A 21,050-nucleotide genomic window follows, 5' to 3' on the forward strand; every position below is an offset into this window, starting at 1 on the left:
GGCGTAGAGGCCGACGGCGGTCGCGGCGGCGTTCTCCAGCAGTTGCAGGCCGACGTCGCCGGGGGAGAGGCGTTGGGCGGCGATGCCGGAGCCGATCACCAGGGCGGCGAGGAGCAGGCTGCCGAGGTACTCGGCCACCAGCCGGTGGGACAACGGGCGGGGCATTCAGGATTCCTCGGTGGCGGGGCGGACGGCGGGCACGAGGCGTTCGACGCGGTCGGCGAGGTCGCGGTAGGCGATGTCGAACGCGTCCTCGGTGCCGACGGCGGCCGGGTCGGGTACGGACCAGTGCAGCCGGGCGGTGTGCGGTGAGTCTTCGAGTTCTTCGTGCGCGTTGTCGCAGACCGCGACGACCAGGTCGTCGGGGCGCAGCACGTCGTCCAGGTGGTGCGGGCGGGCGCGGTGCAGCGACAGGCCGTGCGTGCGGGCGGTGGCGACGGCCAGCGGGTGGACCCGTTCGGCCGGTCGGGTGCCCGCGCTCGCAGCCGGTACGGCGCTGCTCTTCTTCCACAGCGCGGCGGCCAGCTGTGAGCGTGCCGAGTTGTGGCTGCACACGAACACCACCCGAGGCGCCTGCCGCAGCCCGGTCGGCACGAGGTCGGCCAGGGCGGAGGTGCGCAGGCGCAGGTAGGTGCGCCGGTGGTCGCCCTCCGACCGGGACCGCTCCACCACGCCCGCCTGTTCGAGCAGCTTCACGTGGTGGGCGAGCAGGTTGCTCGGCAGCCCGAGCTTGCGACCGACCTCGCCGGGCGAGGCGTCGCCGAGCACGAGCAGGTCGACCAGGGCGAGCCGCGCGGGCTCGCCGAGGGCCGCGTGCACGCGGGCACGGGCCACGGTGCCCGAAGGCCAGTCAGTAGTCATTGACTCAATCATGCTTGAGCGGGTTCACGCAGTCAACGTGTTGACGCCGGCCATATTGCTCAACCACTATTGAGTCAATGAAGCTTGAGCGATATGACCGGAGGACCGGGACGATGACCGAGACCGGCGAGCACCGCCGCCATGACCTGAGCGTCGACCAGCAGCTCGCCCTGCGCACCTCCGCCGTCCGGCTGCGGGAGTCGTTCGACGGGGTGTTCGGCGCGGAGACGATCGAGCGGTTCCTGCACTCCAGCTACGACCGGTTCGCCGCGCACAGCACCGTCCCGAACTACCTGCCGCTGCTGGCCGAGCGGTTCGCCCGCCAACGCCTGCAAGCCCTGGCGCGGGTGGAAGGCCACCACCAGGACGGCAAGCCGACCGTGCTGTTCCTGTGCGTGCACAACGCCGGTCGCAGCCAGATGGCGCTGGGCTTCTTCCGACACCTCGCCGGGGACGCGGCGGTGGCGTGGTCCGGCGGCTCCGAGCCGGGCTACGAGATCAACCCGTCCGCGGTCGCGGCGATGGCCGAACGCGGGATCGACATCACCGGCGAGTTCCCCAAGCCGTGGACCGACGAGATCGTCCGCGCCGCCGACGTCGTGGTCACGATGGGCTGCGGCGACGCGTGCCCCGTCCACCCCGGCAAGCGCTACCTGGACTGGACCCTGGACGACCCGGAGGGCAGGGACGTGGCCGACGTCCGCCCGGTGCGCGACGAGATCGAACGCCGGGTGCGCGCCCTGCTCGCCGACCTGGACGTGCCGATCGCCTGAACCGTCAGCCGGCTCGGGCAGGGTCGGGCACCAGGGCGATCAGCTCCTCGGGCGCGGACAGCCGCCACGCCTCGAAGACCAGCTCGGCCAACTCGTCGGCCTCGACGCCCTCGAGGTGGACGACGACCCAGCCGAAGCCGCCGGACGTGAACTGCTCCTCGAAGACGTCCGGCCGCTCGGCCACCAGCGCGAGCTGTTCCGAGATGGTCTGCTTCAGGCCGACCGTCTGCGTGCGCGGCCAGTAGTAGCCGAACCGCTTGCCGCGCACGCTGAACGAGCTGTACTGCCCGCTCTCCGCGCGTTCGACGTCGGCGAGCGCGTCCACCACCCGGAAGAACTCGTCACTACCCACAGCCACCGCAGCCCCCTGAGACGTCCTGCTCCTCAGTTTAGGTCCCGTCGGGGTAGGTCTCCCGTCGGGACGGCACGGACTTGAGGGAGATCGCCGCCGCGACCAGTCCGATCACCGCGAGCAGGGTGAACACCGCCGGGTACCCGCCCAGCGGCCCCGCGAGCGCGATCGCGGCCCACGGTGCGACGGCGGCGGTGACGGTCAGCGGTGCGTGGAGGACACCGCTGAGCCGGCCGTAGTGGGCGGTGCCCCAGCGGTCGGAGATGGCGGTGGCCTGGGTGAGCGTGAAGACGCCCCGGACGGTCCCCGCCAGGACGGCGGCGGCGACCAGCGCGACCGCCGGACCGGGTACCAGTCCCAAGAGGAGGGTCGTGATCGCCGCCGCGGACAGGACGCCCGCGGTTCGGGCCTTCACGCCGAACCTCGCCACCAGACGCCCGTAGCCGAGGCGTCCGAGAACCTGGCCGACACCGCTCAAGCCGAGGGCCCAGGCGGCGGTGGTGGGGGAGACGCCCCGTTCCACGAACAGCGGCACGAGAGCGACGACGATCCCGTAGACGGCCAGCGCGCCGATGCTCATCGAGACCACGAGCAGCACGAACGGACGGCTGCGCGCGATCGTGGTCGGCCGGCTCCCGTCCGCCGCCGCCGGGTGGGCGGGCCACGGCAGCCGCAGCCCGAACAGGTGCGCGGGCACCGTGAGCACGGCCAGCAGCGCGGCGAGCACCAGGTACGTCTCCCGCCAGCTGAAGTGCCCGGCCAGCGCGTCGGTGAGCGGTGCGAACACCGTGCTCGCCAGCCCACCCGCCAACGTCACGACGGTCAGCGCGGCCACCCGGCGTTCCGCGCCGTGCCAGCGGGTCAGGGCGGCGAACGCGGGCTGGTACAGCACCCCGGCCATCGCCACCCCGACCAGCACCCACCCCGCGTAGAACCACGCCAGGGACCGCGCCGACGCGACCACCCCCAGCGCCGCGACCGCCAGCACCGACCCGACCGTCATCACCAGGCGGGGGCCGTGCCGGTCGAGCAGCCGCCCGACCGGCACCCCGACCACGGCGCTGACCAGCAGCGCCACCGAGAACGCGCCGGTCACCGCCGCGCCGGACCAACCACGGTCGGCCGCGATGGCCGGTGCCAGCACCGGGAAGCCGTAGAACAGCACCCCCCCAGCTGGTGATCTGCGTCAGGCACAGCACCACCAGCACGCGGCGGGGCCCGGCGTGCCCCTCGATCACGCCGGGCCCCGCCACCTCAGACCCGCGCACCCGGCGCGGTGAGGGTCAGGTCCGCCACCGGCAGGCCGCCGCAGCAGCCCGACGACTCCGGCTTCGCCACGTCGAACACGCCGGACCCGCCGCACACGCCGGTCTCCGGCAGCGTCAGCTCGACCTTCGCGGCCGACTCGTGGTCGCCCGCGATCTCGGCGACCACGCTGCGCACCTGCTCGTACCCGGTCAGCGCGAGGAACGTCGGCGCGCGGCCGTAGCTCTTCATGCCCACCAGGTAGACGCCCGGCTCGGGGTGCCGCAGCTCGTTCGCGCCGTGCGGGTAGACGGTGCCGCACGAGTGCGCGTTCGGGTCGATGAGCGGGGCGAGCTTGGTGGGCGCCTGGAGCACCGGGTCGAGGTCCAGCCGCACCTCGGACTGCCACGAGTGGTCCGGCCGGAACCCGGTCAGCGACACGACCTCGTCCACCGGTTCGAGCCGGTGCCCGTCCTGCGACACCAGCACCAGGCGCTCGCCGTCACGCTCGACCGCCGCCGTGCGGAACCCGGTGACCACCTCGACGTGCCCGGCCTTCGCCGCTTCCTTCGCCTTGAGCCCCAACGCGCCGCGCGCCGGCAGCTGGTCCGCCTCGCCGCCGCCGAACACGGCACCGACCGCGCCGCGCCGCAGCAACCACGTGATCTTCGTATCGGGGTGCCGCTCGGCCAGGTCCGCCAGCGCGACCAGGGCGGTGAGCGCGGAGTGCCCGCTGCCCGCCACCGCGATCCGCTTGCCCGCGTACCGCGCCCGCTCGCCCACCACGTCCGGCACGCGGTAGCCGATCCGGTCCGAGGCCTCCGCCTCGCCGGCGGCCGGCAGCCCGTCGCCGCCCAGCGGGTTCGGCACGCCCCACGTGCCCGACGCGTCGACCAGGGCGCGGGCGGTGATCCGCTCGCCGCCCTCGACGTGCACCGTCAGCGGCTCGCTGTCACGGCCGGCGTCCACGACCCGGTCCCGTCCCCGGCGGGCGACCCCGACCACCCGTGCGTTCACCCGGACGTGGTCGCCGAGCGCCCGCGCCAACGGCACCAGGTACTCCGCCGCCCACTCCTCACCGGTCGGGTAGCCGGCCGGGTCGGGCGCACGCCACCCCGTCGGCTCCAGCAGCCGGCGAGCGGCCGGGTCGATCAGCTCGGACCACTGCGAGAACAGTCGGACGTGCCGCCACTGCGCCACCGCCGCACCCGCCTGCGGGCCCGCTTCCAGCACCAACGGCCTCAACCCGCGCTCAAGCAGGTGGGCCGCCGCGGCCAACCCGACCGGCCCCGCACCGACCACGACCACGGAGAGCTCGTCCACCAGACACCTCTTTCATCGGGGTTCATCGATCGAACGAGGAGAATGTATCGAGGAACGTAGATAGATGCAACCATCGGTGTTTGTCGATAGTCTGGGCCCATGACGACGCTGCTGCCCACCCCAGGCCTCGCGCCGGAGGACGCCACCACGTACGCGGAGTGGTTCGCCTGCCTGGCCGACCCGACGAGAGTGCGGCTGCTGCACACCGTCGCCATCCATCCCGGCGAGATTACCGTCGGCGCGCTCACCGAGGCGGTCGGCGTGAGCCAGTCGACGTGCTCGCACCACCTGCGGAAACTCGCCGACGTGGGCTTCGTCCGGCTGCGCAAGGAGGGCACCGCGACCCTCGTATCGGTCAACGCGGCGTGCTGCACCGGCCTGCCGCACGCCGCCGACGCGGTGATGGGCACGATCGTCACCCGGCCGTGCTGCCCTACCGACCTGCCTCCCGACGTGACCGTCCGCGCCCTGCGCGAGGAGGACTGGGCGGACGTGCGCCGGATCTACGGCGAGGGCATCGCCACCGGCAACGCCACCTTCGAGACCGAGACACCGAGCCGCCGCGCGCTCGAGTCCAAGTGGCTCCCCGACCACCGCTGGGTGGCGGTCGTGGACGGCCAGGTCGCCGGCTGGGCCGCCGTCACCCCGGTGTCCACCCGCGAGTGCTACTCCGGCGTGGCCGAGAACTCGGTGTACGTGGGCGAGGGCTTCCGGGGGCGCGGCGTGGGCAAGGCGTTGCTGCACCGGCAGGTCACCGCCGCCGACGGGGGCGACCTGTGGACCCTCCAGACCGGCATCTTCCCGGAGAACCGGGCCAGCATCGCCCTGCACCACTCGGCGGGCTTCCGCACCGTCGGCGTCCGCGAACGCATCGCCCAGCACCACGGCACGTGGCGCGACACCGTCATGCTCGAACGCCGCAAACCCCAGTGAGTCCAACGTTCAGAACCCGTGAGTCCAACGTTCAGAACCACCGTGTCCTACGTTCGGAACCCCCGAATTCGACGCTCGGAACAGGCCCGGCCCGCACCTCCGACGTGCGGCACCGGGCCGCCGGGGTGACACTTGGCGCGAATGTCCGTCTACAAGGGACGGTCGCATGCCGTTGCGCGCCGAGTCGGGGTTCCCCGAGCTGATCAGGCCCATGCTGGCCTCGTCGGGCGCGCTCCCGGTGGGCACGGGCTGGGCGTTCGAGTTCAAGTGGGACGGTGTCCGGGCGGTCGCCTACGTGCGCGGCGGGCGGGTGCGGGTGCTGACCCGCAACGACCTGGAGGTGTCCGCGACCTACCCGGAAGTCCGCGCGCTGTCGTCACTCCTGGGTGACCGGGACGCCGTCCTGGACGGGGAGATCGTCGCTCTCGGCGCACGGAAGCAACCGGATTTCGGCCGCCTGCAGTCCCGCATGCACGTCGCGCGCCCCGGTGGCGAGCTGCTCGCCCGCGTGCCCGTCGTCTACTACGTGTTCGACCTCCTGCACCTGGACGGCCGGTCGCTGCTCGGCGAGCCGTACTCGACCCGCCGCGAGGAGCTGGCGGCGCTCGGCCTGAGCGGCCGGAACGAGGTGCGCGCGCCACCGTCGTTCACCGACGTGGACGGTCGGGACGTGCTGGCGGTGGCCCAGGACTACGGGCTCGAAGGCGTGGTCGCCAAACGGGTCACCTCCCGCTACGAGCCCGGACGTCGGTCGACGGCGTGGGTGAAGGTGCCGTTGGTGCGCACGCAGGAGGTGTTGGTCGGCGGCTGGCGGCCCGGTGACGGTCGCCGCGCGGGCACGGTCGGGTCGCTGCTGCTCGGCGTGCCGACCGACGACGGGCTCCGGTACGTCGGCAAGGTCGGCACCGGTTTCACCGACGCGGCGCTGCGCGACCTCCGGGAACGGCTGCTGCCACTGGCCCGCACGGCGTCGCCGTTCGCCGGCCCGGTGCCGCTCGACCAGGCACGCCGCGCGCACTGGGTGCGGCCCGAACTGGTCGGCGAGGTCGAGTTCCGGACGTGGACGGCGGACGGTCGGCTGCGGCACTCGTCGTGGCGCGGGCTGCGGCCGGACAAGGACCCCGCGGACGTCGCGATGCCGCCCCCGGCGTCGGGCTGACCGGAATTGTCGGTGGTGCCTGTTAACTTCCCGGCGATCACGTGATCCGGACGACGGGGGCCGAGGTGGACGAGGAGAAGAGCGCGTTGACGATGTTCCTGGACGCGCAGCGCGGTGCGGTGTTGGCGATCCTGGAAGGACTCGACGACGAAGCGTTGACGACCCCGGTCCTGCCCTCGGGCTGGACACCGCTGGCCATGGTCGAACACCTGGGCTACGCCGAGCGGCACTGGTTCCAGCAGATCCTCGCCGGGCACGCCGATCCGCTGCCGTGGGTCGACCCCGAGCCGTTCACCACACCGAGATCGCCGTCGGAGGTGTTCGCGTTCTACCGGGAGCAGTGCGAGCGGTCCGACGTCGCGCTCGCGTCCACGCCGTTGTCCGCGGCCCCGGTCGGGCGCCACCCGGGTTCGTTGGGGGACGAGACCACGGACCTGCGTCGGATCGTCCTGCACATGATCGAGGAAACCGCACGCCACGCCGGTCACCTCGACGCCGCGCGTGAGTTGCTGGACGGGAAGACGGGGTTAGGGCCCCGCTGACCACCAGGTGACTTCAAAGTGCCTTCTTCCGCGTCCGCCGCACATGACAGAGGATGCATGTGCATGCAAGACACGGACCAAGGAGCGAAGTGCACACGACATCGCAGAGCCCGCCGGTCGACGGTGGCCCAACCCGCATGACCCCGCGCGCCCGCGCACTGCTGTTCGTGCTGTGCGGCTCGATCTTCCTCGAAGGCGTCGACGTGTCGATGCTCGGTGTCGCCCTCCCCGCGATCAGGGCGGACCTCGGCATGGCGCCGGGCGAACTCCAGTGGGTCATCAGCGCCTACGTGCTCGCGTACGGCGGTTTCATGCTGCTCGGCGGTCGCGCCGCGGACCTGTTCGGCCGCCGCCGGATGTTCGTCCTGTGGCTGACCGTGTTCGTCGTGTTCTCCGGCCTCGGCGGCCTGGCCACCGAAGGCTGGATGCTGATCACCGCCCGCGCGATGACCGGTCTCGCCGCCGCGTTCATGACGCCCGCCGGGCTGTCCTTGATCACCACCAGCTTCGCCGCGGGACCGCTGCGCAACCGCGCCCTGCTCTGGTACGCGGCCACCGCGGCGGGCGGCTTCTCGCTCGGCCTCGTCGTCGGCGGCCTGCTGACCGCGCTCGGCTGGCGCTGGGTGTTCTTCGTCCCGGTCGTCCTCGCCACGGTGATCCTCGTCTTGGCGGTCAGGCTGATCGCGCACGACGAGGCGCAGGCACGGACCGGCCAGGGCTTCGACGTCCTGGGCGCGGTCACCCTGACGCTCGGTGCGGTCGGCGTGGTCTACACGGTGGTGGTGGCCCCGGAGGTCCCGCTCGGCGAGACGGTGCTGACCGCGGCGCTCGGCATCGTGCTGCTGGCGGTGTTCGTGGTCGTCGAACGGAGGTCCAGCGCGCCGCTGATCCGGCTGGGCATCTTCCGGAGCGGGAACCTGGTGCGGGCCAACCTGGCCACCATCCTGTTCGCCGGGTCGTTCGTCGGCTTCCAGTTCATCACCGTGCTGTACCTGCAGGACCTGCGCGGCTGGACGCCGTTGGAGACCGGGCTCGCCCTCCTGGTGATCGCCATCGACTCGGTGCTCGCCCCGACCCTGACGCCAAAATTGGTCGAGCGGTTCGGCAACTACAAGGTCCTGTCCGCCGGCTTCGCGGTCGCGCTCGTCGCGTACGCGCTGTTCCTCGGCATCCCCGCCGACGCCGGCTACTGGACCGGGATGTTCCCGACCATGGTGCTGCTCGGGGTGGCGTTCACCCTGGTTTACGGCCCGTTGACGATCGTCGCGGTGGACGGCGTCGCGGATGAGGAGCAAGGGCTGGCCGGTGGCATCTGGAACACGTCGTTCCAGTTCGGCGGCGCGCTCGGCCTGGGTGTGGCCGCGTCGCTGAGCGTGGGGGAGGCCGGGTTGCTGGAGGGCTTCCACCGCGCGCTGGCGGTGCCGGTGATCGCGACGGTCGTCGGCCTGCTGATCGTGGCGAGCGGGTGGGTAGGCCGGAACCGGGTTGCCGCGTAAGGGATTGCCGCGCGACGAAATGCCGCGTAACGGGTTGTCCGTCAACAGGGTGCCGCGCAACGGATTGCCGGTCGACGGGCCGGTGTGCAGGCCTAAGACGGGCCCGCGAGGCGACTCGCGGGCCCGTCTACGTCAGAACGCCTGGTTCGCGAACCCCCGGCGCGCCGCGGCGGACAGGAACGTCTGCCACGCCGAGCTGCTGGTGTGCGGGTCGCCCGTGACACCGAGCCGGGACTTGGCCGTGGTGAACGCGCTGTCGGTCTTCGGGCCCCAGATGCCGTCCACCACCAGGCCCGAGCTCATGAAGTTGTTGCACAGCGACTGCACGAACTTCGTGTCGCTGTCCGAACCCGTCACGCAGCGGACCGGCAGGCCGCCGAAGTCGGAGTGGATGTGGTCGGCGTGGGCGGAGTTGTACCAGCCGTCCAGCACGTACCGGAACCGCCGCCGGCACGCCGCGTCCACCGCCAGGTACCGGCGCCGGGTGGCGAGGGTGCCGGACGCGTGGTGCTGGTCGAGCGGCGACGAGACCTGCCCGCCGCTCCACCGGACGTAGTCGAGGTCCATCGCGGTGCCCGCGCCGTGCTGGCCGGGCTTGTTCACGTAGAAGCCCGCCGACACCAGGTACGTGATGCTGCCGTACGCCGACGACAACGACCGCAGGTCCCGGATCCACAGCACCAGGGAGTCGTAGAAGCCCTGTGTCGCCTGCCAGTTGCGCAGGGTCGTGTTGCCGCGGCTGGAACGCCAGTAGTAGACGGGGGTGCCGTCGATCCGGCTGAACGTGATCATCGGGTCGCCTCCGCGGTGATCAGTCGGCCGCCGGTGAGCCAGCCGGACCGGGTGCCCGCGACACCCAGTGCCTTCGCGTCCGCCGGCACGTCCGGTCGGGTGGTGCCGGCGTCCAGCACGCCGGCGAGCGGGGTGGCGTCGACGATCTCGTTGCCGACCCAGTGCACGCGGCCGTCCACCGCGGTCAGCCCGCGCACCGCCACGTCGTCCAGGCGGGGGCGGGTGGTCCAGCTGACGCCGTCGCGCGACGTGTGCAGGACGGTGCCGGAGATGTCGACGGCCGCGACGATCCAGCCGTCGGCGGTCGCGGCGACAGCGGTGGCGGACAGGCCGTCGGTCCACTCCAGCCCGCGCACCCGCACGGTGGTCCAGCCGTTCGCGGTGCGGCGCGCGGCGATGCGGACCACCGAAGCGCGCTCGTGCTTGACGACGGAGCCGAGGGCCAGGCCGCCGCCGACGGCGGTGAACTCCGAGCGGACGCCGTGCAGGCGGCGCACCTCGTGCCACGCGATGCCGTCGGTGGATTCCCAGATGGTGGCGATGGGGTCGCCGCTCACCGCGCCGACGGCGATGAACGTGGTCCCGTCGCTGGTGACGTCCACCAGGTCGGCGCCCGCGAGGCCGGTGGTGATGCGCACCGAACCGCCCTCGTCGACGAGCACCCACTGGTCGTCGCGGTGGGTCAGGAGCAGCGGGGTGCCGTCAGCCGCGGCGAAGACGCCGGCGGTCTTGTCCGGGGTGGCTGTGTCCGGTGTAGCGCCCGACGCGGGTGCCGAGGCAGCCGCGTGGGCCGGTAGTGCGCTGGCGAGGGCCGCGGAAGCGGCAGCACCCAGCACGAACGTTCGCCGATCGAGCACGTCAGTCCTTTCGGGGGCAGGGGGAAGTGCTGACGTGGTGCAGGGACGGTTGGAAGGTTTCCAACCCGATAGTTTCCAACCCCGAGTATTGGGCCGGCCGTTCGTCGCGGCAATGGTCCATTCCGCCCAAACCTGGCGCGGCCGGACAGCGCGGCGGCTGCTGTTCGGCCCGTGTTGTGCGGTGCGGTGTTGTGCGGCAGAGGTTCGGTGTGGCAGGTGCCGCGCGGGTGTGCGGCCTGTCGCAACTCCGTGGTGCGGCGGGGCGTGCGGGCGTACGATCCGGTCGTTCGCGACTGGCGTGCGGAGGGTGGGACAGACCACCGGGGAGCGTTGAGCCGGATCGCACCGCGCGCCTGGGTGCTACGGCAGCGCCCCCGCGCGCGTGGAGGTCGTCGTGCACGAACCCGCCATCCCGTCGTTGACCGGTGCCGACCCCGAGGTCGCCCGCCTGGTCCAGGCCGAGGCCCGCCGCCAGTTCGAGAAGGTCCGGCTGATCGCCTCGGAGAACTACGTCTCGACCGCCGTGCTGGAAGCCACCGGCTCGGTGCTGACCAACAAGTACTCCGAGGGCTACGCGGGCCGCCGGTACTACGAGGGCCAGCAGGTGGTCGACCCGGTGGAGGAGTTGGCGATCGGGCGGGCGAAGGCCCTGTTCGGCGCCGACCACGCGAACGTCCAGCCGTACTCCGGCTCCCCGGCGAACCTGGCCGTCTACATGGCGTTCCTGGACCCCGGTGACGCGGTCATGGGCATGGCTCTCCCGGCCGGCGGCCACCTCACCCACGGCTGGGGCGTCTCGGCCACCGGCAAGTGGTTCCGCAGCGTGCAGTACGGCGTGCGCAAGGAAACCGGGGTGGTCGACCTCGACCAGGTCCGCGACCTCGCCCGCGCCGAACGCCCGAAGGTCATCTTCTGCGGCGGCACGGCCATCCCGCGCACCATCGACTTCCCCGCGTTCGCCGAGATCGCGAACGAGGTCGGCGCGGTGCTCGCGGCCGACATCGCGCACATCGCCGGCCTGATCGCGGGCGGCGCGCACCCGTCACCGGTCGGGCACGCCCAGGTGATCACCACGACCACGCACAAGACGTTGCGCGGGCCGCGCGGCGCGATGATCCTCACCGACGCCGCGCACGCGAAGGCCATCGACAAGGCCGTGTTCCCCGGCTTGCAAGGCGGTCCGCACAACCACACGACGGCGGCCATCGCGGTCGCGCTCGGCGAGGCGTTGGACCCGTCCTTCGGCCTCTACGCGCACGCGGTCGTGCAGAACGCCCGGTCGTTGGCCGCCGCGCTGCTGGACCGGGGCTTCGACCTGGTCTCCGGTGGCACCGACAACCACCTGATCCTGGTGGACGTGACCGGCAAGGGCGTCGGGGGGAAGCCCGCCGCGAAGGCGCTGGACCGGGCGGGGATCGAGGCGAACTACAACACCGTCCCGTTCGACCCGCGCAAGCCGTTCGACCCCTCCGGGGTGCGACTCGGCACGGCCGCGATCACCACCCGCGGCCTCACGCCGGATCACATGCCGCAGATCGCGGAGTGGATCGAGCGGGCGATCCTCGCGGCGCAGGACGAGCAGGCGCTGGACCGGATCGCGGCCGAGGTGGCCGACCTGATGGCGGGCTACCCGATGCCCGGCTGGGCGTAGCGGACCACGTCGGCCAACCGGCCGACGTCCGCCCGGAACGTCTCGTGGCGGACGGTGACGTGATCCGGTCCCGGCAGCTGGTCGACGGGCAGTTCGGCCCCGTCGACCAGCACCGGGATCACCGGCACGGCCAGTTCGGCCGCGCGTTCAACCTCCGCGCGCATCAGGTCGGTCGGCGTCCAGTCCGGGCCGACCACGGCCAGCAGCACGTCGCACTCGGCCACGTTGCCCACGATCGCCCGGCCGATGTCGTCCAGCCGGTCGGCGATGCGTCCCGCGAGGTGGAGGTCCTGCGGGCGGCGGTAGCTGAGGAACAGGCGTGCCTGACGTTGGGTGGGTTGGAGTTCGATCCCGGCCAGGGCGGCGAACGCGCGGTCCCGGACGTCGGTGGGGGACAAGCCGGAACCGGTCAGCACGTCGAGCGCGATCCCGTCGGATTCGGCGAGGACGCCGAGCAGCAGGTGGCCCGTGTCGACGTGCAGGTGGCCCAGCGCCAGGGATTCCCGCACCGCGTAGGCCAGGGCGCGCTTCGCGCCGGGGGTGAACGGCAGGTGGCCGCGCACGGGGGAGGTGCCCAGGCCGTCGATCCTCCGCACGTGCGCCCGGCAGCTCGACAACGACATGCCGAACGACTTCAGCACCGATGCCGCCGCGCCGCCTTCGCCGATCAGGCCCAGGAGGAGGTGCTCGGTGCCGATGGCGCTGTGGTCGAGGCTGAGCGCCTCTTGGAGTGCCAACACGGAGACCTTGCGCGCGCTCTCGGTGAACCTGTCCGGCACCGGCACCCCCCGTGCGTGCACCTCGCCGCGAATCGCGGCTACCCCGCTCCAATCACAGCATCGCACCGAGTTTCCAGGCGTTACCGGAATTTGTCCGTAGCGGCGACCCTCGCTTCGGTCATCGCGTCACTGCCGCCGTGCGCGGTCGAGGGGACGAGGATCAGCTCGGCGTCCGGCCACGCGTGCGCGAGCTGGAACGGCGTGCCGACCAGATTTCCCAGGTCGAGTTCTCCTTGAACGATCACGCCCGGAATGCCCGCGAGCTTCCACGCTTCGTCGAGGACGATCCCTTCCGGGAGCCACGAACCGTGTGCCCAGTAATGGGTGACCAGCCGTGCGAAGGCCAACGCCTGCTTCGGGGGGTCGAACCGCAGTCCGCCGGTCGTCAAGGGCTGGATCGCGTCCTCCCACGCGCACCACTCGCCGGCCGCCCGGTGGTGCACGACCGGGTCGGGGGACAGGAGCAGCTCCAGGTATCCCGCCGCGGGATCGCCCGTCGGCGCCAACTCGCGGAACCGGGCGTGCGCCTCCGGGAACATCGGCGCCAGACCGGTGGTCAACAGGTCCGTCTCCGACCGTCGGCCGGTCGCCACGCCCGCGTGGACCATCTCCGACACGTGGTGCGGGAAGCGTTCCGCGTACACGAGGCCGAGGACCGATCCCCACGACGCGGCGAACACGAGCCACCGGTCGATCCCGAGGTGCTCGCGCAGTCGTTCGAGATCGCCGATCAGGTGGTCGGTGGTGTTGGTGGACAGGTCGACCACCGGCTGACCGGCGTGCGGTGTGCTCCGGCCGCAGCCCCGCTGGTCGAACAGCACGACGCGGTAGGCGGTGGGGTCGAAGTAGCGGCGGGCGTTGGAGGTGCAGCCGGAGCCCGGACCCCCGTGGAGGACCACCGCGGGTTTGCCGTCCGGGTTGCCGCACACCTCCCAGTACACGTGGTGCCCGTCGCCGACGTCGAGCATGCCGTGGTCGTACGGCTCGATCTCCGGGTACAGCACGGTTCCTCCCTCACGGATGCAACAGTGCTGTTATATTAGCGCTTACGGACTCGGTGGGAACATCGCCCTCACGTCCGTGCCGCCGATCCACAACCCGATCGCGAACGCGGTCATCGCCTCCAGCAGCTCGGCGCGCTCCAACGGCCCGCCGTCCACCGGCGCGCACCCGATCGACCGCGCCAGCTCCGCCACGACGCCCAGCGCGTCGGCCGAGTCGCCGCACATCGGCACGCCGAGTGGCCGCCCCTCGAACGTCAACGACGGCCGGCGCCACACGTCGACGTGGCACAGGTTGAACGCCTTCACCACGTGCGCGCCGGACGCCGCCGCGAGCCGTGCCGCGGCACGCGGCTCGTCCAGCACGAACCGACCCGGCACCACCGAGTTGGTGCAGTCGACCACCACCCGGCCCGGTGCGTGCCCCAGCACATCGGCCGCGACCGCCGCCGGCACGGCGAGCAGCACCGCGTCCCCGAACGCCACCGCGTCCTCGGGCGTCCCGGCCTGCGCGCCGATCCTCGACGCCAGCTCCGCCGAGCGCTCGCGCGAACGCCCGCCGATCACCACCTCGTGCCCCGCCTCGACCCACCGACCGCCCAACGCGTCGGCCATCCCGCCCGACCCCAGCACACCGATCCGCACGTCTCTCCCTCGATCTCCGGCCGAAGTGATTGGCTGGGACCGACGCTAGAGAGCCCGACGGGCACCGAATGGTGTCCACCGCACAGGGGGACCGCTCGTGACCTTCCTCGCCGACTGCCGCGCGCGGCAGGCGTTCGACCTGCTCGCCAACACCTGGAACCCGGTGGTGCTGCACGCGTTGCGGCACGGCCCGCGCCGCCCGTCCGACCTGCGCCGCGAGATCGGCGGCATCCGGCCGAAGGTGCTCACCGAGACCGTACGCCGGTTGGAGGCGTCCGGGCTGGTGTCCCGCAACGCGGGGCGCGACCGCGTCGAGTACGGGCTCACCGACCTCGGGCGCAGCCTGCTCGACCCGCTCGACGCGCTCGGCCGGTGGGCGCACGAGCGCGGCGACGAGATCCTCCAGGCTTGACGGCTGAAGTAAAACGGCGTTTTGTAACCTTGTCGTGCAACGCCGTCGTGGAGAGGGGTCGTGATGGGCGTGCGAGCCGGGTTCCAGACCCTCGGCCAGGAGGTCGACGTCGAGCTGGAGGTGCGCGGCGAGCTGCCACCGTGGCTGGCCGGCACGTTGGTGCGCAACGGGCCCGCGAAGTTCGAGACCGACAAGGGCTCGTTCCGCCACTGGTTCGACGGCCTGGCGATGCTGCACCGGTTCGGCTTCGCCGAGGGCGCGGTCACCTACCGCAACCGGTACCTGGAGACGCCGTCCTACCTCGCCGCGCGGCGGGACGGGCACATCGCGTACGGCGAGTTCGCCACCGACCCGTGCCGCTCGATCTTCAGCCGCTTCTTCACCCACCCCCGACTGCGCCGCACGTCGAACGCCAACGTGAACGTGACCTCCGACGGTGACCGGGACTTCGCGCTCACCGAGACGCCGATCGCGGTGGAGTTCGACCGGACCACGCTCGCCACCGTCGGCCTCGCCGACCACGGCGACGCGCTCGACGGCCACGTCACGACCGCGCACCCGCACCGCGCGCCGCTGACCGGCGACCTGGTCAACTACGTGCTGAAGTTCGGCAGGCGCAGCGCCTACCGGATCTACCGGCAACGCGGGCCGGCCCGCGAGCCGATCGCGTCCCTGCCCACCGATCGCCCCGGCTACCTGCACAGCTTCGCCATCACCGAGCGGCACGTCGTGCTGGCCGTGTTCCCGCTCGTGGTCAACCCGCTGTCACTGCTGCTGCGCGCCCGGCCGTTCATCGAGAACTACCGGTGGCGGCCGGACCTGGGCACCCGCTTCCTGGTGGTGGACCAGCGGGACGGCGCGGTGGTCGCGGACGAGCGCACCGACGCGTTCTTCGCCTTCCACCACATCAACGCCTACGACGTGGACGGCGGGGTGGTCGTGGACGTCGCCGCGTACCCGGACTCGACCGTGGTCGACGCGCTGTACCTGGACCGGGTGCGCGGCGACGCGGAGCTGCCGCTGGCGTTCCCGACGCGGTACGAGGTGGACCTGTCCGGTGGCGGCGTCCGGTCGCGGCGGCTTGCGGGGGACTCGCTGGAGCTGCCGCGCATCGCCTACGGGACGCACAACGGCCGCGAGTACCGGTACGCCTACGGCGTCGGCGCGCACGACAACGGCACGCGCGACTTCCTCAACCAGCTGGTCAAGCTCGACGTCCGAAGTGGACGGACGATCCGGTGGCACGAACCCGGCCGCTACCCCGGTGAGCCGGTGTTCGTCGCGGCGCCCGGGGCGCGGGCCGAGGACGACGGCGTGCTGCTGTCCGTGGTGCTGGACGCGGACGCGGGTCGGTCCGGCTTGCTGGTGCTCGACGCGGCCACGTTCGAGGAGGTCGCGCGGGCCGACGTGCCGCACGCGATCCCGTTCGGCTTCCACGGCCAGTTCACCGCCGCCACCTGACGGGCTCAGGCTTCGATCGTGATCACGCAGCCGTCGTGGTCGACGTGGGGTACGTCGGTGTCGTCGAACCAGAGGCCGCCGTCGGCCAGGTAGCGGAAGCGGTGCGTGCCCGGCGGGAGGATCACGGTGACGGTGCGCGTGCCGTCGCGGCGGGGTACCAGCTCGTGCACGCCGGGGGTCCAGCCGTTGAAGGTGCCGACCACGCTCACCGGGCCGTGCGGCTGGTCGAGTGGTAGCGAGAAGGTGACGCGGCGCTTCGGGCCGAAGAGGCGAGTGCTGCGGAGCATCGTTCTCCCTCAAAGGTCGATCTTGCCTTCCGGGCACCCTAGCGGCCGGCGCGGTGTGGCTGTTCGAAGTAGACGGTCACGCGTCGGGGTGACGTGCCCTGCCGGGGATGACGGCTGAGAGAGGGATCACAAGTGTGCACGGTCTGCAAACTTGCAGGACGTGCATGTTTTTCTTTACGCTGATCGGGTGAGCACGCAGGCGGCCGAAGGGCTTCGTGGCCGCAAGAAGCGGCAGACCCGGACGGCTTTGGGGCACGCCGCGGTGCGGCTGGTCGCCGAGCACGGTCTCGATCACGTGACCGTCGAGGACATCAGCGCCGCAGCGGGGGTTTCGCCGCGGACGTTCTTCAACTACTTCGCCGGCAAGGAAGACGCCGTCCTCGGACCCGACCCGGAGGCCGGACCCCGCATGCGCGCACGCGTGCTCGCCGCGCCCGCGGAGCTGTCCGCCGCGGCGGCGGTGCGCGACGCTTTGTTGGCCGAGGTCGCCGCGGAACTGGCGGACGACCGCGAACTCTGGTTGCAGCGGATGCGCGTGGTGCAGCAGCACCCCGTGCTGCTGGCGAAGGTGTTCTCCGGCGGTGAGGTGGTCGAGCGCGAGCTGGTCGCGGGGATCGCCGAACGGGTGGGGCTGCCCGCCGACGACACCTACCCGCTGCTGCTGGGCGCTGCCGCGGGCGCGGCGTTCCGGGTGGCCATCGCCCGGTGGGCGGGCACCGCCACGCCGTTGCACGTCCTGCTCGCCGAAGCCGTCGACATGCTCGCTCACGGGCTCGCCGAACCACACCGCGACTAACTGGGGGATCCGATGTCCACCGAAACCGGCACGACCTCGCGCCGGGACGTCATGCAAGCCATGTCCGGCCTGATGCTCGGCATGTTCGTGTCGATCCTGGCCTCGACCATCGTCTCGAACGCGCTCCCGCGCATCATCGCCGACCTGCACGGCTCGCAGTCCGTCTACACCTGGGTCGTCACGACCGAGCTGCTGGCCATGACGGCGACCGTGCCGCTGTGGGGCAAGCTCGCCGACCTCTACAGCCGCAAGCTGCTGATCCAGCTCTCGCTCGGCCTGTTCGCGGTGGGCTCGCTCATCGCCGGGTTCTCCCCGAACGTCGAGGTGCTGATCGCCAGCCGGATCGTCCAGGGCCTCGGCGCGGGCGGTATGACGGCGTTGGCGACGATCGTGATGGCGGCGATGATCCCGCCGCGCGAGATGGGTCGCTACGCGGGCATCTTCGGCGCCGTCTTCGGTGTCGGCACCGTCGCCGGGCCGCTCATCGGCGGCGTCCTCGTGGACACCTCGTGGCTGGGCTGGCGCTGGTGCTTCTTCATCGGCGTGCCGTTCACGCTCGCCTCGATCATGTTGCTCCAGCGCACGCTGAAGCTCCCGGTGGTGCGCAAGGAAGTCAAGATCGACTACCTGGGCGCGGCGCTGATCGTCGGTGGCGTGTCCACGTTGCTGGTCTGGTCGACGTTGGCCGGCCACCAGTTCGAGTGGGCCTCGGCGTGGACCGCGCTGCTGGTCGCGGTCGGCGTGGTGCTGCTGGCCCTGGCGGTCTGGGTGGAGTCGCGGGCGGCGGACCCGATCGTGCCGCTGAGCATCTTCGCCAACCGCACGGTCGCGATGACGACGCTGGCCAGCGCCCTCGTCGGCGTCGCGATGTTCGGCGGAACGGTGTTCCTGTCCCAGTACTTCCAGATCGGCCTGGGCAAGACGCCGACCCAGGCGGGCCTGATGAGCCTGCCGCTGATCTTCGGCCTGCTGGTGTCGTCCACCGTCGCCGGGCAGCTGATCACCAAGTGGGGCAAGTGGAAGGCCTTCCTGGTCGCCGGTGGGGTGATCATGGTCGGCGGCATGCTGCTGCTGGCCACGATCGACGCGAACACGAGCGTGTTCATGGTCAGCGTGCACATGGCCGTGCTGGGCGTCGGCGTCGGTCTGCTCATGCAGAACCTGGTGCTGGCCGCGCAGAACGACGTGCCGGCCCGCGACCTCGGCGCGACCACGTCCACCCTCACGTTCTTCCGCAGCCTCGGCGGCGCGATCGGCGTGAGCGCGTTGGGCGCGGTGCTCGCCAACCGGGTGACCGGCCTGAGCGAGGAGAAGTTCGGCCCGGCGCCCGACGGCGCCGAGGCGACCGTGCCCGACCTGGCGCTGCTGCCCGAGCCGGTGCGGGTGGTCATGCGCGAGATCTACGCCACGGCCACGGCCGAGCTGTTCCTGATCGGCGCGCCGATCGCGGTGCTCGCGCTGGTCGCGGTGCTGTTCATCAAGGAGAAGCCGCTCAAGACGCTCAGCGGTGACGAGCGGTTGGCCGCCGAGATGGCGGACAACCACTGAAGACACGGGTGTCGCGCCTGTCCGGGTAATCACCGGACAGGTGCGACACTTCCGCGCGTGTCAGGACTGCGTGAACGCAAGAAGCTGGCCACTCGCACGGCGCTGGCCGATGCCGCACTGCGACTGTGCGTCGAGCACGGCCTCGACGGGGTGACAGTCGAACAGGTGGCGAACGAGGCCGGCGTCTCCCTCCGCACGTTCTTCAACTACTTCTCCTCCAAAGAGGAAGCCGTCGTCGCCGGTGACGTCGCCACCGCCGCCGCGTTCGTCCAGGCCTTCGCCGGTCGCCCCGCGGGTGAACCGGTGTTGCGTGCGCTGCACGCCGCCCTGATCGACGTCGTGCCCGAGCGGATCGACCCCGAACGGGTGGCGCAGCTGCGCGTCCTGCGCCGGACGCCCGCCTTGCTGCCGCACCAGGTCGCGGCCTTCACCGTGCAGGAACGGGAGCTGGCCGCCGTCGTGGCCGCACGGGTCGGCGTCGACCCGGCCGCCGACCTCTACCCGATGATGTTCGCCGCCGCCGTGATGGCGACGCTGCGGGTCGTCGTCGGCTGGTGGCTGGACGCCGCCGAGCGGCCCCAGCTGTCCGACCTGATCGGTGTGATGATCGACCGGCTGGACGCGGGTTTCGCTGATCGCTTTCCGCATTAATGCGAAGTGGTGACACCTTCGGGGGCGTTTTCCGCGCTCTCCGAATTTGTGCGGGTCGACCGCTGTTCCCCTGTGCCATCATCGCGGCGAAACGCGTGGATTCCAGGTCGAGCTGAGCGGTTCGCGAAGTGGTGGTGAGCGGCGTTCGGTCCGCGCTGTCGTCGGGTCACAGCCCGTGTCGGCGGACCATCGGCGCGATCTGCTCGGCGTGCACCCGCCACACCGGCCGTCGGGCGGTGAGGATGGTGGTGAAGATCAGCGCGCTGCCCAGGACCGAGGCCAGCACGACCATCGCCACGTCCTCGCTGTCCCCGCCGAGCGCCGCACCGCCGAACGCGACGATCACGCCGGCCGCACACAGCGCCGCCGTGCGCACCGGGTCGTACCAGCGGAAAGTCTGCCCGTGCCGGACCTGCTCGATCAGCGCCCGCGCACGCCGGGCCAGGTCCGCGTCGGCGGGTTCCACTTCGGACAGTCGCCCGGCGACCCTCGCGCACTCGGCGAACTGGGCCGGGCCGGCGATCTCCAGGTCACCGTCGCGCGTCACCGAGCGGCAGGTGTCCGCGACCGCGAGGAGGCTCGCCGCCAGCCGGTCGGCGGCCTCCCGGGACGGTTCCGCCGTCCACTGCCGCTCGGCCTCGGCCACCTCGGCCCAGCGCTCGGCGACGGCATCGGCGATGCCGATTCGATTCTCCACGTCGACCTCCGATTCTCGGTTCGGGAGAAGGTTTCCATGAACGATCCGCTCGGCGCGAACATAGCCGAGAAAGGCTCGGCAGAGCAGCGCCCCGGCGAACAGGATCCCGAACGGGCGCGGCGGCCGACGGTGCCGGGTTCCCTCGGGTTCGCCGCGGCGGTGGCGCTGCCGTGCCTGGTGGTGAGCCTGGGCCTCGGCCTCGGGACGATCTACGTCCCCCCGCTGTTCGAGCCCGATCCGACTCCGTACGCCTCAGCCGGCACGACGACGTCGGAGTCGTGGCCCACCACCACGCGTCCCACCTCCACGCGGTACACGACGACGACCGGCACCAGACCCAGTGGCACACCGGCCGGGTACTACAGGTACACCGGGCCGGAAGGCCTCGTCACCGTGCTGCCGAACTCGTTCGCCGTCTCGTCGAGCGGCAACCCGGGCAGCGTCGTGGCGAAGAACCAGCTGGACGCCGACGTCGAGGTGCGGTTCGGCGGTGCCGCGCCGGAGCCGTACGGCCTCCTGGAGACGATCACGCTGGCCGCCGACGACACCGCGTCCCGCCGGTCCGGCTACCGGACCGTGACGCTGGAGGAGACCACGCACGACGGTCGCGACGCCGTCGACTGGGAATTCCAGTACCGGACGTCCGGCGGTGAGGCCCGCCAGTCCCGCTCGCGCCACTGGCGGGTGAAGGGCATCGAGTACGTCCTGGTCGCCGAAGCCCCGCAGAGCCGGTGGGCCGAGGCCGCGCGGTTGCTCGACACCATGATCGACCACAGCGACACCCCCTGA

23 protein-coding genes and 1 riboswitch are annotated in these 21,050 nt (G+C 71.8%); of the genes, 12 read left to right on the forward strand and 11 right to left on the reverse strand.

Annotated elements, in window-relative coordinates; genetic code table 11:
* Positions 1 to 165 precede the first annotated feature (165 nt).
* Complete coding sequence (locus OQ02_RS32300) at positions 166 to 861, reverse strand: arsenate reductase/protein-tyrosine-phosphatase family protein (RefSeq protein ID WP_033442444.1); 696 nt, start codon at positions 859 to 861, stop codon at positions 166 to 168.
* Between the two features lie 113 nt (positions 862 to 974).
* On the opposite strand from OQ02_RS32300, the gene OQ02_RS32305 reads away from it, so the two are divergent.
* Positions 975 to 1,634 (forward strand): arsenate reductase ArsC, encoded by a 660-nt coding sequence (locus OQ02_RS32305; RefSeq protein ID WP_033442445.1) that lies wholly within the window; start codon positions 975 to 977, stop codon positions 1,632 to 1,634.
* Between the two features lie 4 nt (positions 1,635 to 1,638).
* Here OQ02_RS32305 and OQ02_RS32310 read toward each other — a convergent pair whose 3' ends face one another.
* From OQ02_RS32310 to OQ02_RS32320, 3 genes are all read right to left on the reverse strand, one after another.
* Entirely contained in the window at positions 1,639 to 1,992 is a 354-nt protein-coding gene (locus OQ02_RS32310) for an MmcQ/YjbR family DNA-binding protein (RefSeq protein WP_033442446.1), read from the reverse strand.
* Positions 1,993 to 2,023: 31 nt separating this feature from the next.
* Positions 2,024 to 3,151: an MFS transporter gene (locus OQ02_RS40375; protein WP_331281565.1), complete on the reverse strand. Its 1,128-nt coding sequence runs from the start codon at positions 3,149 to 3,151 to the stop codon at positions 2,024 to 2,026.
* An 89-nt stretch (positions 3,152 to 3,240) separates the two neighbouring features.
* Positions 3,241 to 4,554, reverse strand: coding sequence for an FAD-dependent oxidoreductase (locus tag OQ02_RS32320; protein WP_033442447.1), 1,314 nt, complete (start codon positions 4,552 to 4,554; stop codon positions 3,241 to 3,243).
* Positions 4,555 to 4,653: 99 nt separating this feature from the next.
* Between OQ02_RS32320 and OQ02_RS32325 the strand changes: the two genes are divergently transcribed.
* From OQ02_RS32325 to OQ02_RS32340, 4 genes are all read left to right on the forward strand, one after another.
* Entirely contained in the window at positions 4,654 to 5,487 is an 834-nt protein-coding gene (locus OQ02_RS32325; protein WP_033442448.1) for a helix-turn-helix domain-containing GNAT family N-acetyltransferase, read from the forward strand.
* A gap of 166 nt (positions 5,488 to 5,653) precedes the next feature.
* Positions 5,654 to 6,646 (forward strand): non-homologous end-joining DNA ligase, encoded by a 993-nt coding sequence (gene ligD, locus OQ02_RS32330; protein ID WP_231500319.1) that lies wholly within the window; start codon positions 5,654 to 5,656, stop codon positions 6,644 to 6,646.
* Positions 6,647 to 6,687: 41 nt separating this feature from the next.
* Positions 6,688 to 7,188 (forward strand): DinB family protein, encoded by a 501-nt coding sequence (locus OQ02_RS32335; protein WP_231500320.1) that lies wholly within the window; start codon positions 6,688 to 6,690, stop codon positions 7,186 to 7,188.
* A gap of 137 nt (positions 7,189 to 7,325) precedes the next feature.
* Positions 7,326 to 8,684 (forward strand): MFS transporter, encoded by a 1,359-nt coding sequence (locus tag OQ02_RS32340; protein ID WP_033442449.1) that lies wholly within the window; start codon positions 7,326 to 7,328, stop codon positions 8,682 to 8,684.
* A gap of 132 nt (positions 8,685 to 8,816) precedes the next feature.
* Here the strand turns inward: OQ02_RS32340 and OQ02_RS32345 are convergent, their stop codons facing one another.
* A complete protein-coding gene (locus OQ02_RS32345) occupies positions 8,817 to 9,476 on the reverse strand; it encodes an extensin family protein (protein WP_033442450.1) in 660 nt (219 codons plus the stop codon).
* A complete protein-coding gene (locus OQ02_RS32350; RefSeq protein WP_033442451.1) occupies positions 9,473 to 10,333 on the reverse strand; it encodes a hypothetical protein in 861 nt (286 codons plus the stop codon). Before OQ02_RS32350 ends, OQ02_RS32345 begins: the two co-directional genes overlap by 4 nt.
* Positions 10,334 to 10,612: 279 nt before the next feature.
* Positions 10,613 to 10,699: riboswitch (ZMP/ZTP riboswitch) on the forward strand.
* Between the two features lie 28 nt (positions 10,700 to 10,727).
* Here OQ02_RS32350 and glyA point away from each other — a divergent pair.
* Positions 10,728 to 11,984: a serine hydroxymethyltransferase gene (gene glyA, locus OQ02_RS32355; RefSeq protein WP_033442452.1), complete on the forward strand. Its 1,257-nt coding sequence runs from the start codon at positions 10,728 to 10,730 to the stop codon at positions 11,982 to 11,984.
* On the opposite strand, the gene OQ02_RS32360 is transcribed toward glyA, so the two are convergent.
* The 3 genes from OQ02_RS32360 to OQ02_RS32370 all read right to left on the reverse strand — a co-directional run bounded on the left by OQ02_RS32360 (position 11,960) and on the right by OQ02_RS32370 (position 14,409).
* Complete coding sequence (locus OQ02_RS32360; protein WP_033442453.1) at positions 11,960 to 12,769, reverse strand: Clp protease N-terminal domain-containing protein; 810 nt, start codon at positions 12,767 to 12,769, stop codon at positions 11,960 to 11,962. The two genes, glyA and OQ02_RS32360, sit on opposite strands and share 25 nt — an antisense overlap.
* A 74-nt stretch (positions 12,770 to 12,843) precedes the next feature.
* Complete coding sequence (gene pip, locus OQ02_RS32365) at positions 12,844 to 13,767, reverse strand: prolyl aminopeptidase (RefSeq protein WP_033442454.1); 924 nt, start codon at positions 13,765 to 13,767, stop codon at positions 12,844 to 12,846.
* Positions 13,768 to 13,809: 42 nt separating this feature from the next.
* Complete coding sequence (locus OQ02_RS32370; protein ID WP_033442455.1) at positions 13,810 to 14,409, reverse strand: NADPH-dependent F420 reductase; 600 nt, start codon at positions 14,407 to 14,409, stop codon at positions 13,810 to 13,812.
* A 97-nt stretch (positions 14,410 to 14,506) separates the two neighbouring features.
* Here OQ02_RS32370 and OQ02_RS32375 point away from each other — a divergent pair, with 97 nt between their 5' ends.
* Together OQ02_RS32375 and OQ02_RS32380 are read left to right on the forward strand one after the other, a co-directional pair.
* Entirely contained in the window at positions 14,507 to 14,821 is a 315-nt protein-coding gene (locus OQ02_RS32375; RefSeq protein ID WP_033442456.1) for a winged helix-turn-helix transcriptional regulator, read from the forward strand.
* Between the two features lie 63 nt (positions 14,822 to 14,884).
* Positions 14,885 to 16,282 (forward strand): carotenoid oxygenase family protein, encoded by a 1,398-nt coding sequence (locus tag OQ02_RS32380; RefSeq protein ID WP_051773065.1) that lies wholly within the window; start codon positions 14,885 to 14,887, stop codon positions 16,280 to 16,282.
* A 5-nt stretch (positions 16,283 to 16,287) separates the two neighbouring features.
* Here the strand turns inward: OQ02_RS32380 and OQ02_RS32385 are convergent, their stop codons facing one another.
* On the reverse strand, positions 16,288 to 16,569 hold the full coding sequence (locus tag OQ02_RS32385; RefSeq protein ID WP_033442458.1) for an isoamylase early set domain-containing protein: 282 nt from the start codon (positions 16,567 to 16,569) through the stop codon (positions 16,288 to 16,290).
* A gap of 187 nt (positions 16,570 to 16,756) precedes the next feature.
* On the opposite strand from OQ02_RS32385, the gene OQ02_RS32390 reads away from it, so the two are divergent.
* Genes OQ02_RS32390 through OQ02_RS32400 form a run of 3 tightly spaced genes read left to right on the forward strand, consistent with a single transcriptional unit; the run spans position 16,757 to position 19,564 of the window.
* Complete coding sequence (locus tag OQ02_RS32390; protein ID WP_033442459.1) at positions 16,757 to 17,365, forward strand: TetR/AcrR family transcriptional regulator; 609 nt, start codon at positions 16,757 to 16,759, stop codon at positions 17,363 to 17,365.
* A 12-nt stretch (positions 17,366 to 17,377) separates the two neighbouring features.
* Positions 17,378 to 18,913, forward strand: coding sequence for an MDR family MFS transporter (locus OQ02_RS32395; protein ID WP_033442460.1), 1,536 nt, complete (start codon positions 17,378 to 17,380; stop codon positions 18,911 to 18,913).
* A 57-nt stretch (positions 18,914 to 18,970) separates the two neighbouring features.
* Positions 18,971 to 19,564 carry a TetR/AcrR family transcriptional regulator gene (locus OQ02_RS32400; protein WP_033442461.1) on the forward strand — a complete coding sequence of 198 codons (594 nt, stop codon included), beginning with the start codon at positions 18,971 to 18,973 and terminating at the stop codon, positions 19,562 to 19,564.
* 166 nt (positions 19,565 to 19,730) lie between these two features.
* On the opposite strand, the gene OQ02_RS32405 is transcribed toward OQ02_RS32400, so the two are convergent.
* Positions 19,731 to 20,261, reverse strand: a complete 531-nt coding sequence (locus tag OQ02_RS32405; RefSeq protein WP_033442462.1) for a hypothetical protein — start codon at positions 20,259 to 20,261, stop codon at positions 19,731 to 19,733.
* Positions 20,262 to 20,297: 36 nt separating this feature from the next.
* Between OQ02_RS32405 and OQ02_RS41530 the strand changes: the two genes are divergently transcribed.
* On the forward strand, positions 20,298 to 21,050 hold the full coding sequence (locus tag OQ02_RS41530) for a hypothetical protein (protein ID WP_051773066.1): 753 nt from the start codon (positions 20,298 to 20,300) through the stop codon (positions 21,048 to 21,050).

The organism is Saccharothrix sp. NRRL B-16314, from assembly GCF_000716595.1.
GTDB lineage: Bacteria > Actinomycetota > Actinomycetes > Mycobacteriales > Pseudonocardiaceae > Actinosynnema.